This is a genomic window from Cohnella cellulosilytica (assembly GCF_042431195.1).
GTDB classification, from domain to species: Bacteria; Bacillota; Bacilli; order Paenibacillales; family Paenibacillaceae; genus Cohnella; species Cohnella cellulosilytica.
Window position 1 is genome coordinate 1 of sequence record NZ_JBHMDN010000001.1, and the last position, 6,915, is coordinate 6,915.

The window sequence follows — 6,915 nt, forward strand, 5'->3', positions numbered from 1 at the left end:
AGCGCCTCCTGATGGGTTTAGGACATTGATCCGTTCAACCCCCATCATACGAGGTGCTTTTTGCTTTGTCCAAGCGTAAATCTTAGACTCTACAGGAATGTTTATTCCGGCGATTCCACCGCTGATGTGCCAGTTAGCGGTCCGACAGACCGTTACACCGGCGATTCCGCCGCTGATGGGCCAGTTAACGGTCCGGCAGGTCGTTATTCGGCGAATGCGCCGCAGATGGGCCAGTTAGCGGTCCGGCAGATCGTTATTCCGGCGAATCCGCCAAGGCTGGCTGTGGGCGGCTAGACCGAGCCGATAAACGCTTCGCGGACGCGATTCCAGAACGTGAAGGGACGATAGCGGGCGAACGTAACTTTATTTTCCGCCACTCTGCAGGTGATCGAACGGACGCCGGATTTGACCATCAGAATATGGTCGACGCCGATCATCAGCTCTTCCCCGGGATCGGGGGGAACGATGTCGCAGTGGTGATGCTTGGGCAGAATGACCGAAGAGCCGAGCGTTCGATACACGCGATTGTTGATCGAGGCGATCTCGGCGATCTGCAGCGCCTCCAGCGACGGATGGATGACGGCGCCGCCCAAGCTTTTGTTATAGCCGGTGCTGCCCGTTGGGGTAGAGATGACGATGCCGTCGCCGCGGAACATTTCGAACGGCTCGTCGTTAATATGAATCGCCGACACAAGCGTCCCGTCGGCGCTTTTCAGCGTAAATTCGTTAAGCACAAGGTGCGTCTCCTTGCCCGCCTCCGTATCGATCTCGACATGCAGCAGCGGATAATGAATATTGCGCGGCTCGGAAGACGTCATCAGGTCGAGCAGATCGACGAGCTCGTCTTTCTGCCAATCGGCGTAAAAGCCCAGATGGCCGGTATGAATCCCGATAAAGGCGACGCTGTCCAGCCGGTCCTTGTAGCGGTGGAACGCCTGCAGCATCGTGCCGTCGCCGCCGATCGAGACGACGGTCTCGGGCGCTGCCTCGTCGTAGATTAATCCCCGGGCTTTCGCCTCGGCCTGGAATTGTTCGGATAATTCCCGGGATAACCGATCTCCCCGGTCAAGCAATACATATTTCAAAACGTCGGCCGCTCCTTCCGAATGGACCCTGATCTCGATGCCGCTTCGATTCTCGAAAGGGATCGTTGTCTTGATCATACCCAATAACTTGACCGAATTCAATCATCGGGGGCGCGGAGCGGCGAATCGGGACCAGGCGCGGCGCGCGCCGATCGCGGCCGTTCCCAGGACGACGAGCGAGACGAGCGCCGCCACAAACAGCAGCGGAAGCCAGATAAGCGCGGCTTCCCATCCGAGCCGGATGCCGAAGGTTTCCGGAGCGGCGTTCGTCCAGGCCGGGAGGAGCGAAGGCCATTGCGCGAACCCCGCCGCGGCTTCCCCCCGGTACAGCCAGGGCCAGAAAGCGTACACCAGCGCCATGGCGAGCAAGCCGTGCAGAAACCGGGTCCGGGCGAACGGAAGGTATCGCCAGCCGGCGCCGCTCATCAGCCCGGCCACCTGGGCGTGGACCGACAAGCCCGCCCAGGAGAGCACAAAAGCGGCGACGGCGACGCGATCGACGAGAGGGATGGCGGTATCCGCCGCGGAGGCTTTGGCGCCAAGCGTCACCTCGAAGGCTCCGTGCATGTAGGCTTCCGACAGCTGCGGGGGCAAGCCGAACCAGGACAGCAGCTGCGCGGCGACAGAGCGCAAGGGGACGAGCAAACCTCCGTTCGTGAGCAAATCCAGGGCGGCGGAGAAGAACACGACCAACCCGCCGACGATCATCATCAGCCCAAGGGACGATTGCAGCGCCTGCTGCAGCTGGACGCCGAACGGGCGGCCGTCCTCCATCCGCGCCCGATGCATGGCGGCGAGCGCGGAGCGCCAGCGGCTGCTTCGCGCCGTCCCTTTCTCGGCGGGGGCGACGGCCGGGTTATCGCGGCGCTTGCCGAAGCGGGAAGCGAAGCCGAGCAGCAGCGCTCCGCTGTAATGGGCGGCCGCAAGCACGGGCGCGGCATGCAGGCTGCCGAAAAAGCCGACGCAGACGGCGCCGATCAGGAAGATCGGGTCGGACGTCGTCGTCATCGCGACCAGCCGCTCGCCTTCGTCTCTCGTAACCAGCTTCTGCTCGACCAGGCGGGAGGTCAGCCGGGCGCCGACCGGATAGCCGGATACGAAGCCCATCGAGACGATAAAGCCGCCCGCGCCGGGGAGACGAAACAGCGGGCGCATGAAAGGGTCCAGCAGAGTTCCCATAAAATGAACGATTCCGAAGCCGAGCAGCAGCTCGGACAGAACAAAAAAAGGGAACAGCGCCGGGAACAGCACCTCCCACCAGACGGACACGCCCCTTAGCGATGCGTTCAGCGCCGCCGAGCCGTCTCCCAGAGCCAGGCAGCCGATCAGCAGCGCCGCCCCCCCGATGGACAACGCGCCGGCCAAGGCCAGGCGCCGGCCCGCTTTTTCCGGATTCGCCCCCGATGGAACCACGGTCATTCCTCCCTTTCCTTGACGTGCCTTGTCCCAATATATGTTCGCTTGCGGACAATCTTGCCGATTGGGCCAATCGGCTCGCCGTTTTTCGGCTGAAACCGTTTGCAAAAAATAGTGCAAAAAATGACGCGCGTATGCTACAATGAAACTAGACTCTAGGGTCTAGTCGCGCACCACAAATTCATCGGAGCTGGAGTGATGAGTATGGCGGCAGTTGTTGCAGGTTTGATTGTATGCGCTTTCGTGTATGTGATCCGCGAGTCTCTCGCCCCTGCGGAAGAGGAAATATAAAGTCCGTAAGCCCGATCGGCGACCTGCCGGTTCCCATCATCGCCCGCAAGGGCGATTTTTATTTTTGCCGCAGGGCGGGGGGACCGGCTTATGGTATAATGGAGGGGAATCGGGTGTCGAGACATCGGCTGTTAGACCCATTCCAATTCATCTCGGGCATTCGGATGTCCATGATGTCATTCAGGAGGCGCAACTTGTCCAGTTATGCGACGATTTACGAAGCGATCGGAGGGGCGGATACCATTCGCGACATTGTGAGCCGGTTTTATCCGAAGGTTCAGGCGCACCCGCTGCTCGCTCCCTTGTTTCCGGAAGATATAACTCCCGTTATGGAGAAGCAATATTTGTTTTTGACGCAGTTTTTGGGCGGCCCGCCGCTGTATTCCGACGAATACGGGCATCCGATGATGAGAGCCCGTCATTTGCCGTTTCCGATTACTCCCGAACGCGCCGAAGCCTGGCTTGGCTGCATGGCCGAAGCGTTGTCCGAGACGTCGATTCCCGAGCCGCTGCAGAAGCTGACCATCGAGCGGTTATCGGGTCCGGCGCATCATTTTATCAATACGGATTCCGATTCGGCACATCGATAAGGGGGCTCATTATGGAACCGCTCTTCCAGATTAAAGTCACATGCATCTGCTGCGAACAAAGCTTCCAAACGTCCAGGGTCCGGCCGAGCTTGAAGAAAGCGGTGAAGACGGATACCGATTTTTGCTCCTACTTCAAAACGGTAAACCCGGATTATTACGTCGTCAGAGTCTGTCCGTACTGCGGCTTCGCTTCGACGGAAAATTTTACCGAAAGAATCAACGAGAAGCAGAAGTCGGCCTATTACGACAAGGTGGGCAGCCACTGGAAACGCCGGGACTACGGAGGGGAGCGCGGCGCGCAGGACGCGATGGAGTGCTACAAGCTCAGCTTGCTGACGGCGCAATCGATCGGCGAGAAGGATCGCGTGGTCGCGGCTTTGCTGCATCATATCGCCTGGCTGTATCGTTACGAAGGGAAGAAGGAGCAGGAGGACCGGTTTCTGCAATTCGCCCTGGACGCTTACATTCGGGTGTACGAGACGGAGAGCGCCTCGATCAGCAGCGCCAGGCTGATGTATTTGATCGGCGAGCTGAACAAGCGGCTGGGCAACTATCATGAAGCCGTCCGCTGGTTCGGAAGGGTGATCCACGATAAAAAGATCCTCGACGGCGCGATGATCCGCGCCTCCCGCGAGCAGTGGCAGCACATTCGCGAGGATATGACGGGTCAAGGGCTCGAGCTTCCGGAGGAAATGCTGGAAAACAAGGCGTAAGCCGGGCGATCAGCGAATGGCCCGGTTGGCGAGCAGGTAGTCCCGGTCCGCGTCGATGATGCGCAAGGTTCCGCGGCAGCAAGGAAACACGATCGTTCTCTTGCGGGCGCCGCCGTACATATCCAGCACCTCTTCGGGAGTCAGCGGGAGAAGGACGTTGGAGCTTCCGCAGAACGGGCACTCCTGCGCAATGACGTCCTGCATGAGCACGTCGTAGGGCAAACTGTTGCTTAAAGGAATCAAAACAAAGTCTCTCCTTGCCTGTAGGATAAATTAAAGATACCGCACGACGACGACCGAACGCAATAAAGATCGGAGCAGTGAAAAAAATGACGATACCGATATGGAATTTGGAGACGCTCTTCCCGGGCGGCTCTTCTTCGCGAGATTTCGCGGCTTTCGCGGAACAAGCCGAAGCCGGATGCGCCGCGCTGCTGCAGGAGCTTCGGGATGGCGGCGAGTCCGTTCCCGACGAACGGCGGCTTGCGGAATGGACGGGCAAGCTTCAGGAAACGCTGGCCCGTCTGCGGGAAGCCGACTCCTTCGTCTCTTGTTTGACGGCGCAGAGCTTAAGCGACAGGCGCGCGGTCGGCTGGACGGAGCGAATCCAGACTCTGGCGGCCCGCTATAAGCAGGCGTCCGACCTGTTCGACGCCAAGCTGGCGCAGGTGCCGGACGCAAGCTGGCGGCAGTGGACGGCGGCCCGTCCGGAATTGGCGGCCGTGCGGTTCCCGCTCGACGAGAAGCGCGATTTCGCCAAGGAGAAGCTGCCGCCGGCACTGGAGGCGGTTGCGGGCGAGCTCGCCGTGGACGGCTACCACGGTTGGGGCGAGCATTATAATACGATCGTCGGGAGAATCGCGATTCCCTGGGAGGAGGACGGGAAGACCGCCGCTCTCTCCGCGGGCCAAGCGGCCAACAAGCTGGACGATCCGGACCCGGCGGTGCGGGACGCGATGGCCGGCAAGTGGGAAGAGGCCTGGAGCGCCCAGGCGGATCTGGGGGCGGACGCGCTGAACCGGATCGCCGGCTTCCGTCTCAAGCTGTACGGGCTTCGCGGCTGGAACGATCCGCTGAAGGAGCCGCTTGCGATCAACCGGATGAGCAGGCGGACGCTGGAGGCGATGTGGACGGCGGTCGAGCGGAGCGTCGAGCCCCTGAAGCGCTATCTGGGGCTTAAAGCTCGCCTGCTGGGCAAAGACAAGCCGAGCTGGCACGACGTGGACGCCCCGATTGCTTCCGCCCAGTCCCATATCCCGTACGACGAAGCGGCCTCGCTTATTGCGGACGCGTTCTCCCAGTTCTCGCCGCGGCTGGCGGAGCTGGCGAAGACGGCTTTCGCCGACCGCTGGATCGAAGCGGAAGACCGTCCCGGCAAGCGGCCCGGAGGGTTCTGCACAAGCTTTCCGCTGGGCCGGCAGAGCCGAATTTTCATGACTTATTCCGGAACGCCCGGCAACGTCTCGACGCTGGCGCACGAGCTGGGCCACGCGTACCACGCCCGGCTCGTTCAGGAGCTGCCGCCGCTCGCGCAGGAATACGCGATGAACGTGGCGGAGACCGCCTCGACGTTCGCGGAGGCCATCGTCAGCGACGCGCTGCTGCGCAGGGCCGGGAGCGACGAGGAGAAGCTCGCCCTGCTGGACGAACGGCTGCAGCGGGCCGTCGCCTTCTGCATGAATATCCGCGCGCGCTTCCTGTTCGAGACGCGTTTCTATGCCCGCCGCGCCGCGGGGATGCTTGAGGCAGGCGAGCTGAGCGAGCTGATGGTGGAAGCGCAGAAGGAAGCGTACGGCGACGCGCTGGGAAGCTGGCATCCGCATTTCTGGGCGTCCAAGCTGCACTTTTATTTGACCGACGTGCCGTTCTACAACTTCCCGTACACCTTCGGCTATTTGTTCAGCACCGGGCTTGCGGCCGTGGCGGAACGGGAAGGCGCCGCGTTCGCGGAACGTTACGACGATCTGCTGCGCGATACCGCCGTCATGACCGTCGAAGAGCTGGCTTCCCGGCATCTGGGCGTCCGGCTCGACGAGCCGGGCTTCTGGAACGATGCGGTAGCCAGGGCGATTGCCGACGTGGATGCGTTCGCCGCGCTGTGCCGGGCTTAACGTATTTTCGAATTCAAAGGGGCTGCCCCGCAAGCGGAGAAGTCGATAGAAAAGACGGGGATGTACCTCCCTGAAGATTGCCGCATACGGCTCCTGAAATCATCGATTCTCTTTTAAAGAAACGGGGTTGGTCTGTGGGGCGGTCTTTTTTTCATACAAAATCCCCTAAATTCAGACAAAATCATTGAAATATTCAAAAAATTCAATTATACTGAGTCCGAAGTCTCATATGGAATAGTTTGGGTTTGTCGGAAGTATTAGAGAAACTAAGTACAAAGGAGGAGAATAATGTCGTCTAACCAACTTTCATTAGCCCGGCAGGTCGACTTGGCTCTGGAGAAGCTCGGAGGAGAACTGAAGGGAATGTCCGCCGGAACGATCGTGCTCCAGATTCGGGACGATTCGATCGGCCGTTTCGGGATTCGTCATCTTCCCGTCGACTGCGCCGATCGCGCTCCCGTCTCTGCCGGAATGACGGCGGAGCAAGTGCTTGAACTGCGGCAATTGGCGATCGAGGCTTTAAAGCACAAGAGCGGGTGGACGCACGGAGAAATCTGCTACGATTTCTTGCTGAAGCAGGGGCGGATACTCGTCAGCGTACAATTTGAGTCGAATTACAATATGGAACTGATAGCCCTTGATATATAAGGCCTCATTACCCCTCTACACCTCTCTTGTCCACAATTTGCCCACATGGATTATATTCCCA

The 6,915-nt window shown here is 60.1% G+C and carries 7 protein-coding genes; 4 read left to right on the top strand and 3 right to left on the bottom strand.

The genetic code is table 11. The annotated features are described in order from the left end of the window. Nucleotides 1–290 precede the first annotated feature (290 nt). Together ACFFT4_RS00005 and ACFFT4_RS00010 are read right to left on the bottom strand one after the other, a co-directional pair. Nucleotides 291–1,085: an NAD kinase gene (locus tag ACFFT4_RS00005; protein ID WP_378044032.1), complete on the bottom strand. Its 795-nt coding sequence runs from the start codon at nt 1,083–1,085 to the stop codon at nt 291–293. Nucleotides 1,086–1,187: 102 nt separating this feature from the next. Continuing rightward, nucleotides 1,188–2,504 carry a nucleoside recognition domain-containing protein gene (locus ACFFT4_RS00010; protein ID WP_378044034.1) on the bottom strand — a complete coding sequence of 439 codons (1,317 nt, stop codon included), beginning with the start codon at nt 2,502–2,504 and terminating at the stop codon, nt 1,188–1,190. Between the two features lie 482 nt (nt 2,505–2,986). On the opposite strand from ACFFT4_RS00010, the gene ACFFT4_RS00015 reads away from it, so the two are divergent. Together ACFFT4_RS00015 and ACFFT4_RS00020 are read left to right on the top strand one after the other, a co-directional pair. Further along, the gene (locus ACFFT4_RS00015; RefSeq protein WP_378044036.1) at nt 2,987–3,382 is read left to right on the top strand and encodes a globin domain-containing protein; all 396 of its coding nucleotides are present in this window, start codon (nt 2,987–2,989) and stop codon (nt 3,380–3,382) included. Between the two features lie 11 nt (nt 3,383–3,393). Further along, nucleotides 3,394–4,095 carry a DUF2225 domain-containing protein gene (locus ACFFT4_RS00020; protein WP_378044037.1) on the top strand — a complete coding sequence of 234 codons (702 nt, stop codon included), beginning with the start codon at nt 3,394–3,396 and terminating at the stop codon, nt 4,093–4,095. A 9-nt stretch (nt 4,096–4,104) separates the two neighbouring features. On the opposite strand, the gene ACFFT4_RS00025 is transcribed toward ACFFT4_RS00020, so the two are convergent. Beyond that, nucleotides 4,105–4,338 (bottom strand): hypothetical protein, encoded by a 234-nt coding sequence (locus tag ACFFT4_RS00025; RefSeq protein ID WP_378044039.1) that lies wholly within the window; start codon nt 4,336–4,338, stop codon nt 4,105–4,107. Between the two features lie 86 nt (nt 4,339–4,424). On the opposite strand from ACFFT4_RS00025, the gene ACFFT4_RS00030 reads away from it, so the two are divergent. Both ACFFT4_RS00030 and ACFFT4_RS00035 read left to right on the top strand, forming a co-directional pair. Continuing rightward, on the top strand, nt 4,425–6,206 hold the full coding sequence (locus ACFFT4_RS00030) for a M3 family oligoendopeptidase (protein ID WP_378044040.1): 1,782 nt from the start codon (nt 4,425–4,427) through the stop codon (nt 6,204–6,206). Nucleotides 6,207–6,494: 288 nt separating this feature from the next. Then, nucleotides 6,495–6,854: an O-methyltransferase gene (locus ACFFT4_RS00035; protein WP_378044041.1), complete on the top strand. Its 360-nt coding sequence runs from the start codon at nt 6,495–6,497 to the stop codon at nt 6,852–6,854. Nucleotides 6,855–6,915: the final 61 nt, after the last annotated feature.

Coding starts and splice junctions, on each gene's coding strand:
- ACFFT4_RS00010 (WP_378044034.1), bottom strand. CDS start 2,504: ATGACCGTGGTTCCATCGGGGGCGAATCCGGAAAAAGCGGGCCGGCGC.
- ACFFT4_RS00020 (WP_378044037.1), top strand. CDS start 3,394: ATGGAACCGCTCTTCCAGATTAAAGTCACATGCATCTGCTGCGAACAA.
- ACFFT4_RS00030 (WP_378044040.1), top strand. CDS start 4,425: ATGACGATACCGATATGGAATTTGGAGACGCTCTTCCCGGGCGGCTCT.
- ACFFT4_RS00035 (WP_378044041.1), top strand. CDS start 6,495: ATGTCGTCTAACCAACTTTCATTAGCCCGGCAGGTCGACTTGGCTCTG.